The sequence below is a fragment of the Nonomuraea sp. NPDC050540 genome (assembly GCF_044457485.1).
Classification (GTDB): domain Bacteria; phylum Actinomycetota; class Actinomycetes; order Streptosporangiales; family Streptosporangiaceae; genus Nonomuraea.
The window spans coordinates 35,106-50,318 of record NZ_JBITHA010000008.1 but is presented as its reverse complement, the minus strand read 5'-3'; the positions used below and the strand labels follow the sequence as shown (position 1 = coordinate 50,318).

Sequence of the window (15,213 nt, the reverse complement as noted above, 5' to 3'; positions counted from 1 at the left end):
GATCCGGCCCGCGGACTCGTGGGCGGACGTGGAGAGCGTCTTCGGCCCCAACGGCGCGTACGGCGGCTGCTGGTGCATGTGGTTCCGCGCCACGAACGCCGGCTTCCGCGCCTGGCCCCAGGCGGAACGGCGCGAGCGCCTGCCCGTGCTCCTCGGAGACGACGAGCTGCTCACCGCCCATCGCGATCGCCGCTCCCGGCCGGCCGCCGGCGTCGGTGACACGGCCGAGCCCGCGTCACGCCAAGCGGGGCGGTTCTTACAGGCGGCGCAAGCCGTACCGGAACGAAAAAGGCGCGCGTCCCGGAAGGACGCGCGCCTGCGATCGGCGGGGTGGCTAGCCTGCCCGGCGACGGTTGCCGCCGCCACCACTTCCACCACGCGGGGAGCGGTTGCCACGGCGCTGGGCCTGGCGCTCCGAGGCCGCGGACGGGGCGATGTCGTCGTCGTCCGTGGCCAGGTCGGGTGACTGGAAGATCACCGTGAACGGGTTGGGCGGGATGATGCGCTCGTGCTCCACACGGACCTCCTGCACGCGCTCGGGCGCGCGCTCCGGTGCCCGCTCGGGCTCCGGCTCGGGCTCTTGCGCCTGCTCCACGACGGGGCGGGCCTGGGTGAGCGCGCTGCCGATGGCCTCGGCCGCGCCCCCACGGGAGCGGGTACGGCGAGCGGGCCTGACGGCCTCCTCCACCTCGGCGAGTACGTCACCGGCGACCGGCTCGGCGGCCACGGCGGCGATCTCGTCGTGAGAGATGATGGCCGGAGTCTCCTCGCTCCTGCGCGGCCGGCGGCGCCTGTCCATGCTCTCGCCCTCCACGATCTGCACAGTCTCCACGGTCTCCGCGACCTCGGTGGTCTCCTCGGCGGAACGGCCGGCACGCGTGCGACGGCGCTGGCGCGGCGCGCGAGGCGGGCGCTCTTCGCGCTCGTCCTTGCGGCCGTCACGCTCGTCCTTGCGACGGCTTCTGAGGCGGGACTTCCCGATCTCGCCCAGGTCTTCGAGCTGCTCGGCCGCGAGGCCGGCCCGGGAGCGGCTGGCGTGGGGCAGCACGCCCTTGGTGCCCTCGGGGATGCTCAGCTCGGTGAAGACGTGGGGCGAGGTGGAGTAGGACTCCTCGGGCTCGGCGAAGTCGAGTCCGAGCATGTTGTTGATCATCTTCCAGCGGGTCAGCTCCTCCCACTCGACGAACGTGACCGAGGTACCCGTCTTGCCCGCGCGGCCGGTACGGCCGACGCGGTGGACGTAGGTCTTGTCGTCGGTGGGGGCGTCGTAGTTGACCACGTGGGTGACGTCGTCGATGTCGATGCCCCGCGCGGCCACGTCGGTGGCCACCAGGACGTCGATCTTGCCGTTGCGGAAGGCGCGCAGCGCCTGCTCGCGCTGGCCCTGGCCCAGGTCGCCGTGCACGGCCGCCACCGCGAAGCCGCGGGTGTCGAGCTGCTCGGCGACCATGTCGCAGGCGCGCTTGGTCTCACAGAAGACCATGGTCAGACCGCGGCCGTCCGCCTGCAGCAGGCGGGCGACGATCTCGATCTTGTCCATGCGGTGCACGCGCCAGACGAGCTGGCGTACCTGCGGCGTGGTCTCGCCCTCGCCCGAGTCGTGCTCGGCGCGGACGTGGGTGGGCCGGTTGAGGTACTTGCGCGACAAGGCGACGATCTCGCCGGGCATGGTCGCGGAGAACAGCATCGTCTGCCGCTCGTCCGGGATCAGCTTGAAGATGCGCTCGATGTCGGGCAGGAAGCCCAGGTCGAGCATGCGGTCGGCCTCGTCCAGGACCAGCGAGCCGATCTGGCTGAGGTCGAGGTGCTTCTGCTTGACCAGGTCGAGCAGACGGCCGGGGGTGCCGACGATGACGTCGACGCCGGCCTTCAGGGCCTCGATCTGCGGCTCGTACGCGCGCCCGCCGTACACGGTGAGCACGCGGGAGCCGAGCTTGCCCGCGGCGGTCACGAGGTCCTCGCTGACCTGGATGGCCAGCTCGCGGGTGGGCACGACGACGAGGCCGCGCGGCTTCTTGCGGTTCTTGCGCGGCTTGCCGATGCTCTGCAGCATCGCGATGCCGAACGCGTAGGTCTTGCCGGTGCCCGTACGGGCCTGGCCGATGACGTCCTGGCCGCTCAGTGCGAGCGGGAGCGCCATCTCCTGAATCGGGAACGGTTGGATGATGCCCTCGGTCTCGAGCGCATCAGCGATCTCTGGTGTGACTCCGAGGTCTCGGAAAGTCGTCAGCGTGGCCTGCCTCAGTCTCAAATGAAGGCGGGCCTGCCGGGACCAGCGGGTCAGTTCAGTAACCAGGGTCCTCGCGGTAGAGCCAGCCCTCTCGCGTCATCGCGACCGCAGGCCCGGGGAGCGGGGAGCATCGGGAGAGAACCCCCCGAATTCACACAGTGCGGTCGCACTTTCACAGAGCAGTGTACTCGATACCACAACGCTGGCCGAGTTTGCGGATGTTCCCGAAGTACGCTGCCTTTCATGAATGAGTCCCTTGGTGTCGCGGATCTCCTTGGTGTACTGGCCTATGCGGAGTTGAGCGCCTTCCTGCAACTCACCGAAGATGCCGGGCAGTTCGCACCGACACTGAGCGACCGGGCCGGGCTGAGCGAGCTCGCCGTGTCCGAGTTCGGACACTTCCAGCTCGTCCGCGACAAGCTCATCGAACTCGGCGCCGACCCCGACCTGGCCATGTCGCCCTTCGTCGAGGCCCTGGACGGCTGGCACACCCAGACCCGGCCGGGTGACTGGCTGGAGGCGCTGGTCAAGGCGTACGTGGGCACCGGCATCGCCCTGGACTTCTACCGCGAGGCCGCCCGCCACCTGGATCCCTCGATCGCCCGGCTGGTCGACGAGGTCGTCGCCGACCAGGAGCGTTCGGAGTTCGCCGTCGAGCGGGTTCGCGCCGCCGTCGCGGCCGATCCGTCGGTCGCCGGCAAGCTCGCCCTGTGGGCCCGTCGCCTGGTCGGCGAGGCTCTCAGCCAGGGCCAGCGGGTGGCCGCGGCCCGTCCGGAGCTGGCACAGCTGCTCGTCGAGGCCGTGGCCGACGACCAGGCGGAGATCTCCCGCCTTTTCGCCCGCCTGACCGAGCAACACGGCAAGCGGATGGCCGCGCTCGGAATCTGATCCTGCGCTTAGGGCGGCGCGAGGGTACGAAACGGTTGTACCGTGCGGTCATGAGGGCCACGCGCCGCTACGGCAGTTGCTTGACCAGATGCGCGCAGAACCGCTGGACCGCACGACCCGTGATGCGCCGTCAAAGTGCCCAGTGCCCCGCTGTGGACCTACGACATGCGCCCCTGCCGCGACGGCGCGGCCGCTGGTGCCGATGGCGCTGCCCGTGACGTGTGGGAGGCGGTGAGCCGCCCCCCACACGGACGCCCCGTGGGGATCAGCGGAGGCCGACCGGCTAGAGCGTGCCGCCGAAGCCGACCGGGCGCTGCTCGTCCTCGCCGATCTCGACGAAGCCGAGGGCGGCCACGGGGACTATGACGCGCCTGCCCTTCGCGTCGGTGAGGGCGAAGACGCCACGCTCGGCGGCCAGGGCGTTTCTGATCTCGTCTTCCACCTGTTCGGCGGTGAGGTCGGTTTCGACAACGATCTCACGGTGTACGGAACGTACGCCGATCTTGACTTCCATCGTGGTGCTCCCTTTCGACGGGCCTGGGTCCATCGTCGTCGCTCCGCTCCACGGAAACGCGGGTAATCGCGTCCAGCGAACGGGTTACGCCGTACGCGGAAAACTCCACGCCGTACGGGGAGTCCTACGTCGTGCGGGGGAAGCCGCTGATTCCCCGCCAGGCCAGCCGCGCCATCAGCTGCTCGGCGGCGTCCTTGGGGATCGAGCCGTGGGTGGTCACCCAGTAGCGGGCGCTGACCTCGGCCATGCCCACCAGGCCGACGCCCAGCAGGTGCGCCTCCTCGCTGGAGCAGCCCGTGTCCTCCTGGATCACGGCGCTGACCATCTCCGCGCACTCGCGCAGCGAGCGCTCCACCCGCTGGCGGACCGGCGCCACGTTGCGCAGGTCGGACTCGAAGACCAGCCGGAACGCCTCACCCTGGCTGGAGACGAAGTCGAAGAAGGCGCTGAAGGTGGCCTGCACGCGCAGTTTGTTCTCGTGGGTGGAGGCCAGGGCCTCGCGGCAGCGGCCCACCATGTCGTCGACGTGGAGGTCGAGCAGCGCCAGGTAGAGCTCCAGCTTGCCGGGGAAGTGCTGGTAGAGCACCGGCTTGCTGACGCCCGCCCGGTCGGCGATCTCGTCCATGGCGGCCGCGTGGTAGCCGTTCTCGACGAACACTTCCTGCGCGGCGCTGAGCAGCTGCCGGCGGCGGGCGAGTCGGGGCAGCCGGGTGCCCCGGGGCTTGGCGTCCGGGGTAGCGGTCACGCGCGTCTCCAGTGGTCTTCGAACATCCGGGTTGGGACATCCTACGTGCGGGTAACCGCCCCGCGGGCGCGGGCGTCAGCGATAGTCGTCGTCATCGTCGTAGGTGACGACGCGGTCCTGCTCGGCGGCGTCGCCCGGGTCGACGTCGATCGGGTACTCGCTACGCCGGTCGTTCCCCGCCTCGTCGCGCAGCCGGCGGCGCTGTTCGGCGGCGTCGGCCTCCGGCGCCTCGGGCGAAAGCTCGTCATCCTCGTCGAAGGGGAGGTCGTCCCCACGTACGTCCATCTCCGACATCTCAGGTCCCCTTTTTCTGTGTGGACGGATCCAGCCTACGCTCAGGTGAAAAGGTCGCCATGTTCCTCCACGCGGGCGAGTACGTCGGCGGAGGTGAACACCAGGTCGTCCGGCCTCTCGCAGGCTTCGACCTCCGGCCACAGCAGCGGTGTCGAGACCGTCGGGCGCTGCCTGGCGCGCAGGGAGTACGGCGCGACGGTGGTCTTGGCCGGGTTGTTCTGGCTCCAGTCGATGAAGACCTTGCCGGGCCTGGCCTTCCTGGTCATCACGCTGACCACGAGCTTGGGCGCCTCCTTCTCCAGGAGCCTGGCCAGATCCTTGGCGTAGGCGGAGGGCTCCTGCCTGCCGTCCCACGCGGCGTACAACTGCATGCCCTTGTTTCCGCTGGTCTTGGGACGGGCGGTGAGGCCGTCGGCGGCGAGCACCTCGCGCAGCATGAGCGCCACCTGACAGCATTCGACGATCGTGGCAGGCGGGCCAGGGTCGAGGTCGAAGACGAGGGTGTCGGGGTCGATGGCCTCGCCGTCCTCGGTCACGCGCCACTGGGGCACGTGGAGTTCGAGCGCGGCCAGGTTGGCGTAGTAGACGAGGCTGGGCAGGTCCTCGATGACGGCGAAGTCGATGGTGTCGCGGTTCATGCTGCTGCCGGGGACGGGCACGGTGACGCGCCTGAGCCAGTCGGGGACGTGGCTGGGGGCGTTCTTCTCGAAGAAGTACTTGCCGTCCACGCCGTTCGGGTAGCGCTTGACGGTGAGCGGGCGGCCTTCCAGGTGCGGGAGCAGGACGGGGGCGACCCGCGAGTAGTAGTCGATGACCTCGGCCTTGGTGAAGCCGACCTCGGGGTAGAGCACCTTGCCGAGGTTGCTCAGGACGAGCTCGCGCCCGTCCACCCGCACGGGCGTCTTGGAGCTCACAGCTGTACCTCCGCGGGTATCTTGTCCGGTCGCAGTCCCCGCCAGACCGGGTGCCGCAGCCGTATCTCATCGGTCACCATCGTGTAGGCGACCTCCCCGACCAGATCGGGTCTAACCCAGTGATTGCGCCACGGGACCGGATTGACGAACGGGCTGCGCGCGATCTCCAGCGGCCGCAGCATCGCGAGGAGCTCGTCCAGCGTGGCCTCGGTGAACCCGGTCCCGACATGTCCCACGTAGGTGAGCCCCTCCCCGGTGAACACGCCCATGAGCAGCGAGCCGATCCCGCCCGCCCGGCGGCCCTTGCCGGGCTTCCAGCCGCCGACGACGACCTCGCGCGTGCTCAGGTTCTTGACCTTGACCCACCACGGCGTGCGCACGCCCGGCCGGTAGGGCGAGTCGAGCCGCTTGGCGACGACCCCCTCAAGGCCCTGCTCGTGCGTGGCGCTGAGCAGGTCGGAGTCTCCGGGGAAGTACGGCGGCGCCCCGACGTCCAGTTCGTCCAGCAGCGCCCGCCGGTCGCGGTAGGGCAGGTCGAACAGCGGCGTGCCGTCCAGGTAGAGCAGGTCGAAGGGCATGTACGTCACCGGGTAGAGCTCCAGCATCCTGGGCTCGGGATCGGTGAGGTGCATGCGCCGCTGGAGGCGTTCGAAGCTGGGCAGCCCCCGGTGGTCGAGGGCGACGACCTCGCCGTCGATGATGACGCCGCGCAGGCCGTAGGAGGAGATCTCGGGGTAGCGGCGGGTGTACTCGGCGCCGTGCCGGCCGGAGACCCGCAGGCCGCCGTCGAGGTGGATGAGCGCCCGGATGCCGTCCCACTTGACCTCGAGCCCATACAGCTCGCGTTCAGCGGGAAGATCCCCGGCCATGGCGAGCATAGGTTCGACCGGGTATGGCATTGGTTGGCCCATGACGGGTATGTGCCCATACGGTGAGCCCTGCTATCGATGAGGAGTGCCCATGCGCGCCATATGGAAAGGTGCGATCTCGTTTGGGCTGGTCACGATCCCGGTGAAGCTCTACTCCGCGACCGAGCAGAAGGACGTCACCTTCCACCAGGTGCACCGCGAGGACGGCGGCCGGATCCGCTACAAGCGCGTGTGCACGATCGACGGTGAGGAAGTGGCCTACTCCGACATCGCCAAGGGGTACGAACTGGCGACGGGCGAGATCGTCGTGCTCACCGACGAGGACTTCGAGGACCTGCCGCTGACCACCTCGCGGCGGATCGACGTGCTGCAGTTCGCGCCGGCCGACCAGATCGACCCGATCTACTTCGCCAAGTCCTACTACCTGGAGCCCGACGGGCAGGGCGGCAAGCCGTACGTGCTGCTGCGCACCGCGCTGGAGAGTTCCGGGCAGGTGGCGGTGGTCAAGGTGGCGCTGCGCCAGCGTGAGTCGCTGGCCACGCTGCGGGTGCGCGACGGGGTGTTCGTGCTGGAGACGATGCTCTGGCCCGACGAGATCCGTACGCCCGACTTCGGTTTCCTCGAAGAGGACATCGACGTACGGCCGCAGGAGCTCAAGATGGCCGAGTCGCTCATCACCACGATGGAGGCGGACTTCGACCCGACCGAGTACCACGACACCTACCGCGAAGCGCTGCAGCAGGTGATCGAGGCGAAGGTCGCGGGCAAGGAGGTCATCGCGCCTCCGGGTGGCGAGGAGGAGGCCGGGCCCGCCGTGGACCTCATGGCCGCCCTGCGGGCCAGCGTCGAGGCCGCCAAGCGCGAGCGGGGCGAGCCCGCCAAGCCCAAGAAGGCCGCATCCACCGCCTCGTCCGCCTCGTCCGGGAAGGACGAGAAGGAGGAGGCGGAGAAAGCCGCGCGCAAACGGAAATCCAGGAAATCCGCCTGAGCGCCGCTTTTCTCCGCCGCTCCGTCGCCAGGCTGGAAACATTTGTCTCCACACACATGTTGGGAGGGGGCCCCATTTCCTGGGGCCCCCTTTTTTTCTCTTGCGGGTGGCTTTCGTTACCAGACGAAGTGCCGCGTGCGAACGCAGCCGCGCTCGCGGTGGACCCTCCAGCCCCGCCAGTGCTTGAAGTTGAGGTGTGCCTTGTTGACGTAGTGGCCTCGACGAATGGCGCCCGCGGGGCCGGCGAAGAGGCAGCGACCGCGCCACTCCGAGAAGCCGACGCTGGAGGCGCTGGCGCTGATGCCGGCGCTGGAAGCGCTGGCGTTCGCGGCGGTGGTCGATCCGAGGCCCAGGACGCCGCCCGCAAGGGCGGTGCTGAGCGCAGCGGCCGTGAGCATCCTCTTGACTGTGGACATGATGTGCTTCCCCTTGACGGTCTCTTGCAACTTCAGGCACTCTGCCGGTTTTATCTGGCTAATGCCCGGGATGGTTCTTACTTCTAGAGCCATCCTGGTTGTCAGAATTTCCGACCATTCATGATCATAAACTGTGGCCGGGATGGTTTTGCCACTCATAAACCCTGAGATTGCATTTATTGATACGTCTTCTCACGCTATGTCCCGATTTGGGTAGGTGTGCAGAAAACGCTCGGGTGGGCCCGTGGGGATATGTCGGCATACGTCGGCGGAGGCAGAGGGCATGACGAGGCCGCGGAACCTCGGGGTTCCGCGGCCTGTCCTACGCCGGCCTCCTTAAGGCGGCGGCGCTACTGGAGCCACTTGTTCTTCGGGAAGTGCTTCGTGTGGCCCTTGGCGCAGAGGCCGGCGCCGCCCTTCTTGTACTTCTTGCCGGGGCAGAACTTCTTGTTCGCCCGCCAGTGGCCGGCGAAGAAGCGGGCGGTCGGCTTGTGGCTCTCCAGCTTGTACGAGCACTTCCTGCCGTTGAGCCAGCAGCGGTGGAACTTGGACTTGGCGGTCGTGACGCTGACGGCCGCGCTGGCGGCGCTGGTGGTGGTCACCGCTCCGAGGGCGAGCGTGCCGCCGGCGAGGGCGGTCGCGAGCGCCGCCGCCGCGAGCGTGGATTTGAACTTGGACATCGTGCTTCCCCCTGTTGGTCTGCACTCGTGTGCCCGGGCCGCAGAGATGACGCGACCTTGTTGGGCATCCTGCTGCCAGGATTTCCAGCCATTCATGCCCATAAACGGCAATCTATGCCTTTTATTCTCTATTTATGTGAGTTCGACTTGTTTTTAACTGTATGTGCAGTTTTATCCGTAAATGTCATGATTGGTGGCATGCACTCGGGGCGGGCGGCTAACGTGGAAGGGCCGAGGGAAGGGGCGTTTGCGTGAACCAGCAGCCGATTCCGCACTGGCCGGGACGCATGGTCGGCCCGGTGTACGTCCGCTCGACCCCCGAAGGGGCGCCGGACAAGGCCGTGTTCGTCCATGGGCTGGCGGGTTCGGCCACCAACTGGACCGACCTCATGGACGAGCTCAAGGACATCGTCACCGGCTACGCGCTCGACCTGCCCGGCGCCGGCTACTCCCCGGCCCCGGCCGACGGCGACTACTCCGTCGACGCCCACGCCCGCGCCGTCATCGGCCTGCTCGAAGAGGTCGGACCCGCGCACCTGTTCGGCAACTCACTCGGCGGCGCCGTCGCCGTCCGCGTCGCCGCCCTCCGCCCCGACCTGGTCCGCTCGCTCACCCTCGTCTCACCCGCGCTCCCCGACCTCCTGCCGAGGTACGGCCCCGCCCGCGTGGCAGCCGCCGCCACGCCCCGGATCGGAGAGTGGGTGGCGGGCAAGCTCACGCTCGTCCCCGCGGCCCAGCGGGTCAGCGCCTCGGTCGCGATGGTCTGGGCCGACGCTGGCAGGGTCCACCCCGACCGGCTCAGCGAGGCGGTCGAGGAACTGCGCCGCAGAGACGGCCTCTCGCACACCGCCCGCTCGATGATCGGCTCGGCCCGCGGCATCGTCGCCGAGTACTTCCGCCGCGGCGCCGACAACCTCTGGAACCAGGCGGCCCGCGTCACCGCGCCCACCCTGGTCATCTACGGCAAACTCGACCGGCTCGTCCGTCCCGCGATGGCCGCGAAGGCCTGCCGTACGTTCAGGCAGGTCAGGATGGTCCTGCTGCCGCGCGTCGGGCACGTCGCGCAGATGGAGCGGCCCGACGTCGTGGCCGCGGAGGCGCGTCGTCTGATCGGTGAGACGCGATTGGGGAATGCCCCACTCGCCAGCTAGGTTTCTACGAGAGATAAGAACCCCGAAACGGGAGCGTAGAACGTGTCGTTGCCACCGCTGGTCGAGCCGGCCGCCGAGCTGACCGTTGACGAAGTGCGCCGCTACTCGCGCCATCTGATCATCCCCGATGTGGGCATGGCCGGGCAGAAGCGGCTGAAGAACGCCAAGGTGCTGTGTGTCGGCGCGGGCGGCCTCGGCTCGCCCGCGCTGATGTACCTCGCCGCCGCCGGCGTCGGCACGCTGGGCATCATCGACTTCGACGTCGTCGACGAGTCCAACCTGCAGCGCCAGATCATCCATGGCCAGTCCGACGTGGGCCGGCTGAAGGCCGAGAGCGCAGCCGCCACGGTCAAGGAGATCAACCCGCTGGTGGAGGTCGTGATCCACAACGCGGCGCTGACCACCGAGAACGTGATGGACATCTTCTCCGGCTACGACCTCATCGTCGACGGCACGGACAACTTCGCCACGCGTTACATGGTGAACGACGCCGCGGTGCTGCTCGGCAAGCCGTACGTCTGGGGGTCGATCTACCGCTTCGACGGCCAGGCGAGCGTCTTCTGGGCCGAGCACGGCCCCTGCTACCGCTGCCTCTACCCGGAGCCACCGCCTCCCGGCATGGTTCCCTCCTGCGCCGAGGGCGGCGTGCTGGGCGTGCTGTGCGCGTCCATCGGCTCCATCCAGGTGAACGAGGCCATCAAGCTCCTCACCGGCATCGGCGACCCGCTGGTCGGGCGGCTGATGATCTACGACGCCCTGGAGATGAAGTACCGCGACGTCAAGGTCCGCAAGGACCCCGAGTGCGTCCTGTGCGGCAAGAACCCGACGGTCACCGAGCTGCTCGAGGACTACGAGGCGTTCTGCGGCACGATCTCCGACGAGGCCGCGCAGGCCGCCTCCGGCTCCACGATCACCGCGGCGGAGCTCAAGGAGATGCAGGACAAGGGCGAGGACATCTTCCTCATCGACGTCCGCGAGCAGGGCGAGTACGAGATCGTCGCCATCCCCGGCGCCACGCTGATCCCCAAGGGCGAGTTCCTCAACGGCTCCGCCCTGGAGAAGCTGCCGCAGGACAAGCGGATCGTGCTCCACTGCAAGTCCGGCGCGCGCAGCGCCGAGGCGCTGGCGATCGTGAAGAACGCCGGGTTCTCGGACGCCGTGCATGTGGGTGGAGGGGTCCTGAGCTGGGTAAAGACGGTAGACCCCAGCCTGCCGACATACTGAGTCCGGCATCTGGGGATGGCATTAGGTTCCCAGCATTAAGGTCGGTGCCGTGAGCAACGCCCGCCCCTGGCCCGCCCTCGTGGTGGCCTCCGTGCTGACTCTGGTCTGCGCGGTGGCCGCCGGAGTGGCGGCCAGCGCGGCGGGCACCGAACTGTCCAGGGGGCCGACCGCCGCCGAACTGGCCGCCGCCGCCAAACGCGAGGTGTCCGAGCGCTGGCGCACCTGGCAGGCGGGGAAGATCTTCCCCGCCACCCTCGCCTACTCCGCCGAGCAGGGCGGCCAGGAACGTGCCACCAGGATCGGCATCTCCCCGCAGACCGGCTGCCAGCAGGCCGTCGACAAGAAGGCCGTCAAGGCGCTGCGCTCTCACGGCTGCCGGGCCGTGCTGCGGGCCACCTACATCGACGCGCTCCAGGGCGTGGTCGTCACCGTCGGCGTGGTCGCGCTGCCCGACGAACTGCGCGCCTCCCGGGCCAAGGCCGCCTTCCCGCAGGGCGGCAAGGCGATGCCGGGACTGCGGCCCGTCGCCTTCCAGGGAACGGTGACCGACCGCTTCACCTCCGCGGTGCGCCAGGCGGGCTCGGTGCGGCAGGCGGGGCCGTACCTGGTGCTGACCACCTCGGGCCAGGTGGACGGGCGGCCGGCGCGCGCGGTCGGCGAGCAACGTCCGACGATCTTCGCCTTCGCCGCCGAGCTGTCCGAGCGGATCCTCGCCGACCTCAGCGAGCCGCGGATGCCCGAGTGCGGCGCCAGGGAGTGGCGGTGCTGACCGCCCCCACGGCCTTCGGTGGCACGGCCAGGGGTACGGCCCCGCCCCCCAGCGAGCCGGACCCCTGCGCCCCGGCACGACGTGACCCGGATCCCGGCGCGACGGTGTGTGCGCCGAGTCCCTGTGTGGCGGGACGTGATGGTGGGGCGCGGCGAGCGGCGGGTCGTGGGGGGCTGGTGGTTCGGCGGGGGGTCCTGCTGGTGGTGGCCGGGCTGCTGGTGGCGACTCCCGCGCCGGCGCTGGCCGATGACATCCGGGGCAGTCAGCAGCCGGTGATCAAGACCCTGGGACTGCCCAAGGCGTGGCGGACCAGCAAGGGCGCCGGGGTGACGGTGGCGGTGCTCGACTCGGGGGTCGATCCCGGGCACCGCGACCTGGCCGGGTCCGTGGTGACGGGCAAGGACTTCACCGCGGGCGCCAACCCGCCGGGCGTACCTCCGCGCAAGCTGCACGGCACCTACATGGCCTCCCTGATCGCCGGCCACGGTCATGGGCCCGGCGGCAGGAGGGGCGTGATCGGGGTGGCTCCGTCGGCCAGGCTGCTGTCGGTCAGGGTGATCCTGGAGGACGAGGAGCCGGGCTTCCGGGAGTTCAACACCGCGGAGCGCTTCGAGGACGTCGTGGCCAAGGGCATCCGCTACGCCGTCGACCAGGGCGCCGACGTGATCAACATGTCGATCTCCAAGGAGCTGGCGACCAAGGAGGAGCGGGCGGCGATCCGGTACGCGATCTCCAAGAAGGTCGTGCTGGTGGCGGCGGCGGGCAACGACGGGCAGCGTAAGCCGGACGCCAACGGGTTCGCGCCGTACTCGTATCCGGCGGCCTTTCCCGGCGTGGTGTCGGTGGGGGCGACGGATCGGGGGCTGCGGCGGGCGTCGTTCTCGAACTGGAACCCGTCGGTGCTGGTGGCCGCGCCTGGGGTGGACATTCTGGGCGCGGGGCCCGGCGACGAGTACTGGGTGGGCAAGGGGACGTCGCAGGCGACCGCGCTGGTCTCGGGCGTCGCCGCCCTCATCAAGGCCAAATATCCGGACATGTCGCCTGCACTCGTGGCCCAAGCCCTCACCGCGGGCGCCACCCGGCGGCCCCCGGGCGGCTACGACACCGGCACCGGGTTCGGCGTCGTCAACGCCGCGGGTTCCCTGGACGAGGCGGCCAGGCTGGCCGGCCATACCCAGACCGCCAAGGGCGCGCAGGCCCAGGACCCGGCCCGCCCGATGGCCGGCGGCCACGCAGGGCCGATCCAGGTGATCAACCGCGACCGCCGCGGCGTCACCCTCTACGGCGCGATCGCCGCCGCGGGCGCGATCGCCTCCGTCACCTCGCTCGGCGTTCTGGTAGCACTGGTAAGAAGGGCACGACGCGTCATACCCCAGCAGGACGCGTCATCCCGCCCCGGCGTGGACGCATGATCTCCCCTCCTCTGGGGACGAAATAGACACAAATGAGAATCGGTTCGGAAACGAGGCGGTGGTGAGGGCACGTAGGTCGAGCTCGGGACTGCCGCGAGCCGGGGGGAGCGACACACCGCGACGGGACAACCCGCTCGGAGCCGCCGCCGGCCGCCGCTCCCGCGTGCGCGCATGGCCCCCCGCGACGGGCGCCAAGGCCACCGCGGTGCGCGAGCGCGCCGAGGCCGCCGTGCTCCGGCAGGGCGTGCGCTACCGGACGATCTTCCGCGCCCTGCTGGCCGGGATCATCGCGCTGTCGGCGGTCATCGTGCTGACCGGCACCGTCGGACTGTTCTCCGAGACGCGGGCCCGCCCGCTCACCGTGGCCGAGCAGAACCGCTACAAGCAGGAGGAGATCGCCCGGCGCTGGCAGGCCTGGCCCGCCACGGGCGTGTTTCCCGAAGAGGTGAAGTACCTGGGCCTGGAGAAGGCCACCCAGTACGCCAGGCGCGTCGGCATCGCGCCGCAGGCCGGCTGCGACAAGGCCGTCGACCAGGCGGTCGCCGGGGTCCTGGCGGAGTTCGGCTGCGTGGCCGTGCTGCGGGCCACCTACGTCGACCAGACCTCCTCGTTCGTCATCACGGTCGGGGTCGCGGTGCTGAAGGACGAGGAGTCGCGGGCCTCGGTGACCGAGCAGCTCACGCTGGACGACCGGGTGGGCGTGCTGCCCGTGGCCTTCCCCGGCACCGTGACCGAGCGCTTCGGGGTCGAGCAGCGCCAGCGCAACGCCTGGGTGGGGGCCGGGCCGTACGTCGTCTTCTCCACCGCCGGTTACGTGGACGGCCGCACGCGCGCCGCCGTACCCCCTGAGGAGATTTTGCACAGCGAGCTCTGGCCGGCCGCCAAGTCGATCGGGAACCAGATCGCCTACTTCCTCGCCGACCCGCCCGCGGTCCCGCCCTGCACGCAGGGGAACGTGTGCTGAGCGCCGTCCGCCTGCTCGCGGCCGCCGCGCTCGCATTCTCGGGTACGGCGCCGCCGCCCGTCCGCACCCAGCAGGAGTGGGTCCTGGACGCGCTCAACGTCGAGCAGGCGTGGACCCTCACCAAGGGAGCCGACGTCGTGGTCGCGGTCGTCGACAGCGGCGTGGACACGAAGATCCAGGAGCTGAAGGGCAAGGTCACCGTCGGTCCCGACATGACCGAGCCCGCGCTCGACCGCCACCTGCCGCCGGGCAGGCACGGGACGGCCATGGCCGCGCTGATCGCCGGTTCCGGAGCCGACGGCGGGCTGGTGGGCGTGGCGCCGGAGGCGAAGATCCTGTCGCTGCCCCTGCCCGAGGAGGAGGACGGCCCGAACTTCCTGCCGCCCGCCCAGGAGCAGTCGGGGACCCGGGAGAGTCCGCTGGCCAGGGCGATCCGCTACGCGGCCAACCACGGCGCCAAGGTGGTGAGCCTGTCGCTGGGCGCCTACGGGCCGCACAAGTCGGAGCGTGAGGCGGTGTCGTACGCGCTGGGCAAGGGCGTCGTGCTGGTCGCGGCCGTGGGCAACGACGGGCAGACCAAGTACGCCAAGGACAACAGCACCTCCTACTGGAGTTTCCCCGCCGGGTACCCGGGCGTGATCGGCGTGGGCGCGGTGGACCGGCAGGGCCGGCGCGCGTCGTTCAGCAGCGACAACCTGTCGGTGCTGGTGACGGCGCCGGGCGTGGAGGTGCCGGTGGTGAAGGGCCAGGGCGACTACGAGCTGTCGTCGGGCACCAGTTCGGCGACGGCGCTGGTGGCGGGGGTCGCCGCCCTGATTAAGTCGAAATATCCGCAGATGTCGCCCGCGCAGGTGTCGCAGGCCATCGCCCTGAGCGCCCGGGGCAGACCGGCCGCCGGCTACGACGAGAAGGTGGGATTCGGCACCGTGGACGCGGCCGCCGCGCTCAACGCCGCCCAGCAGCTCTCCGGCCAGCGGCGCGAGGTCGACATGCCCTCCGGCCGGCACTTCGGCGAGGGCGAGGAGTCGCCCCAGCCGTCCCCGCCCGGCCCCGACCCGTGGCGCCTCTGGCTGTACGGCGCGGGCGTCATCCTGGCCCTCGTCACCTTCTGCGGCGCGATCATCGTGCTCAATCAGCGCAAGCGGTAAAGATCCG

The 15,213-nt window shown here is 69.9% G+C and carries 16 protein-coding genes; 8 read left to right on the top strand and 8 right to left on the bottom strand.

What is annotated here, in order from left to right; genetic code table 11:
* Positions 1 to 334 precede the first annotated feature (334 nt).
* Positions 335 to 2,140: a DEAD/DEAH box helicase gene (locus tag ACIBI5_RS27095; RefSeq protein ID WP_397251398.1), complete on the bottom strand. Its 1,806-nt coding sequence runs from the start codon at positions 2,138 to 2,140 to the stop codon at positions 335 to 337.
* 333 nt (positions 2,141 to 2,473) lie between these two features.
* Between ACIBI5_RS27095 and ACIBI5_RS27090 the strand changes: the two genes are divergently transcribed.
* Entirely contained in the window at positions 2,474 to 3,118 is a 645-nt protein-coding gene (locus ACIBI5_RS27090) for a ferritin-like fold-containing protein (RefSeq protein WP_397251396.1), read from the top strand.
* Positions 3,119 to 3,401: 283 nt separating this feature from the next.
* On the opposite strand, the gene ACIBI5_RS27085 is transcribed toward ACIBI5_RS27090, so the two are convergent.
* From ACIBI5_RS27085 to ligD (ACIBI5_RS27065), 5 genes are all read right to left on the bottom strand, one after another.
* Complete coding sequence (locus ACIBI5_RS27085) at positions 3,402 to 3,632, bottom strand: DUF3107 domain-containing protein (protein WP_379610535.1); 231 nt, start codon at positions 3,630 to 3,632, stop codon at positions 3,402 to 3,404.
* A gap of 124 nt (positions 3,633 to 3,756) precedes the next feature.
* Positions 3,757 to 4,377: a TetR/AcrR family transcriptional regulator gene (locus ACIBI5_RS27080; RefSeq protein WP_184967972.1), complete on the bottom strand. Its 621-nt coding sequence runs from the start codon at positions 4,375 to 4,377 to the stop codon at positions 3,757 to 3,759.
* Between the two features lie 75 nt (positions 4,378 to 4,452).
* Positions 4,453 to 4,662, bottom strand: coding sequence for a hypothetical protein (locus tag ACIBI5_RS27075; protein ID WP_397251394.1), 210 nt, complete (start codon positions 4,660 to 4,662; stop codon positions 4,453 to 4,455).
* A 50-nt stretch (positions 4,663 to 4,712) separates the two neighbouring features.
* Positions 4,713 to 5,585: a non-homologous end-joining DNA ligase gene (gene ligD, locus ACIBI5_RS27070; protein WP_397251392.1), complete on the bottom strand. Its 873-nt coding sequence runs from the start codon at positions 5,583 to 5,585 to the stop codon at positions 4,713 to 4,715.
* Complete coding sequence (gene ligD / locus ACIBI5_RS27065) at positions 5,582 to 6,463, bottom strand: non-homologous end-joining DNA ligase (protein WP_397251390.1); 882 nt, start codon at positions 6,461 to 6,463, stop codon at positions 5,582 to 5,584. The genes ligD (ACIBI5_RS27070) and ligD (ACIBI5_RS27065) overlap by 4 nt, the downstream gene beginning before the upstream one ends.
* Before the next feature lie 82 nt (positions 6,464 to 6,545).
* On the opposite strand from ligD (ACIBI5_RS27065), the gene ACIBI5_RS27060 reads away from it, so the two are divergent.
* A complete protein-coding gene (locus ACIBI5_RS27060; RefSeq protein WP_397251388.1) occupies positions 6,546 to 7,442 on the top strand; it encodes a Ku protein in 897 nt (298 codons plus the stop codon).
* Between the two features lie 116 nt (positions 7,443 to 7,558).
* Here the strand turns inward: ACIBI5_RS27060 and ACIBI5_RS27055 are convergent, their stop codons facing one another.
* Both ACIBI5_RS27055 and ACIBI5_RS27050 read right to left on the bottom strand, forming a co-directional pair.
* Complete coding sequence (locus ACIBI5_RS27055) at positions 7,559 to 8,017, bottom strand: hypothetical protein (RefSeq protein ID WP_397251386.1); 459 nt, start codon at positions 8,015 to 8,017, stop codon at positions 7,559 to 7,561.
* A 191-nt stretch (positions 8,018 to 8,208) separates the two neighbouring features.
* Complete coding sequence (locus tag ACIBI5_RS27050; protein ID WP_397251384.1) at positions 8,209 to 8,538, bottom strand: hypothetical protein; 330 nt, start codon at positions 8,536 to 8,538, stop codon at positions 8,209 to 8,211.
* Between the two features lie 251 nt (positions 8,539 to 8,789).
* On the opposite strand from ACIBI5_RS27050, the gene ACIBI5_RS27045 reads away from it, so the two are divergent.
* The 6 genes from ACIBI5_RS27045 to ACIBI5_RS27020 all read left to right on the top strand — a co-directional run bounded on the left by ACIBI5_RS27045 (position 8,790) and on the right by ACIBI5_RS27020 (position 15,206).
* Positions 8,790 to 9,689, top strand: a complete 900-nt coding sequence (locus tag ACIBI5_RS27045; RefSeq protein WP_397251382.1) for an alpha/beta fold hydrolase — start codon at positions 8,790 to 8,792, stop codon at positions 9,687 to 9,689.
* A 42-nt stretch (positions 9,690 to 9,731) separates the two neighbouring features.
* Entirely contained in the window at positions 9,732 to 10,913 is a 1,182-nt protein-coding gene (gene moeZ, locus ACIBI5_RS27040) for an adenylyltransferase/sulfurtransferase MoeZ (RefSeq protein WP_397251380.1), read from the top strand.
* 49 nt (positions 10,914 to 10,962) lie between these two features.
* Positions 10,963 to 11,682, top strand: coding sequence for a hypothetical protein (locus ACIBI5_RS27035; protein ID WP_397251378.1), 720 nt, complete (start codon positions 10,963 to 10,965; stop codon positions 11,680 to 11,682).
* 176 nt (positions 11,683 to 11,858) lie between these two features.
* On the top strand, positions 11,859 to 13,094 hold the full coding sequence (locus ACIBI5_RS27030; protein ID WP_397251376.1) for a S8 family serine peptidase: 1,236 nt from the start codon (positions 11,859 to 11,861) through the stop codon (positions 13,092 to 13,094).
* A 163-nt stretch (positions 13,095 to 13,257) separates the two neighbouring features.
* Complete coding sequence (locus tag ACIBI5_RS27025; RefSeq protein ID WP_397251374.1) at positions 13,258 to 14,058, top strand: hypothetical protein; 801 nt, start codon at positions 13,258 to 13,260, stop codon at positions 14,056 to 14,058.
* Positions 14,052 to 15,206 (top strand): S8 family peptidase, encoded by a 1,155-nt coding sequence (locus tag ACIBI5_RS27020; RefSeq protein WP_397251372.1) that lies wholly within the window; start codon positions 14,052 to 14,054, stop codon positions 15,204 to 15,206. Before ACIBI5_RS27025 ends, ACIBI5_RS27020 begins: the two co-directional genes overlap by 7 nt.
* The last annotated feature ends 7 nt before the right edge of the window (positions 15,207 to 15,213 follow it).